2 pseudogenes are annotated in these 864 nt (G+C 42.1%); one reads left to right on the top strand and one right to left on the bottom strand.

Annotated elements, in window-relative coordinates:
• Positions 1–368 (bottom strand): annotated as a pseudogene (locus GRP75_RS28260) (glycosyl hydrolase 115 family protein); the annotation flags it as partial.
• Between the two features lie 257 nt (positions 369–625).
• Between GRP75_RS28260 and GRP75_RS28255 the strand changes: the two are divergent.
• Positions 626–864 (top strand): annotated as a pseudogene (locus GRP75_RS28255) (serine hydrolase domain-containing protein); the annotation flags it as partial.

Here is an 864-nt window from a genome sequence, read left to right as displayed (position 1 = left end):
TCCCGCCTAAGCGGGAGAAGCTCCGCCCAGAACCAGAACGGCTCCACACCCAGAGCGAAACGGCTGTAATGAAGCAGTCCATAAATAATTCCTAATTCATCACGGCCAATAATATGGAGTACCGTTCCCTTGCTACCAGCAACAAAACGCAGACAATAGCCCTCTGGCCAATGCGGGCAGCTATCTCCTTCCTGCGCATAACGGATAATGATCGAGGGCTCTACTTCTGTTTGCAATGGCTCGCGGCCAAACACTTGCTTATGATCTCGCGCAATCATGTTCCAAGCGTGGGCAATGGGCACACTTTCATCGGTTTGAAGATTGTATCCGCTTTCAGATGAAATAGTTAGAGGTTCACAGGCTTTCATTTATTGTCATCTCCTATTTTTTTCAACTATGAGGATTCTTCTTGTCTTTATTTTATAGGTTGCAACATACATATAAAGCTGTTCCAACGTAAATATAGCTTTTTTTTCGGTAAATCACTTGAGAGTTGAAGCTTAATTCGAGAAAGAAAAAAGTAAGGAACAGGAGAGAAATAAGAAAGACTTGATTGCTACACTAAAAATGTTCCAAAAAACAGACTGCCCTTAAAGATTCAAGTGCAGCAAAAAGGAGACTTGAGATGAAATTGAAAAAACGATTTGCCTCTTTGTTCCTGTTGGCATTGATGGCATTTATCCCGGTCCAGGCATATGCTTCTGGGTCCGTTCCAACCACGCCCTCTGGAATTCCGATTTCCGAAATCGAAAACAGAACAGATCAAATTATGAAAAAATATATAGGAACAGCGATTCCTGGTGCTGCGGTTTCCATAGTAAAGGACGGGAAAATTGTTTTTTCAAAAGGTTACGGATACTCAAA

This window comes from Paenibacillus sp. OT2-17 (assembly GCF_009827695.1).
GTDB lineage: Bacteria > Bacillota > Bacilli > Paenibacillales > Paenibacillaceae > Paenibacillus > Paenibacillus polymyxa_B.
Note: the sequence above shows the minus strand (reverse complement) of the source record. Positions and strands in the feature narration are given on the sequence as shown.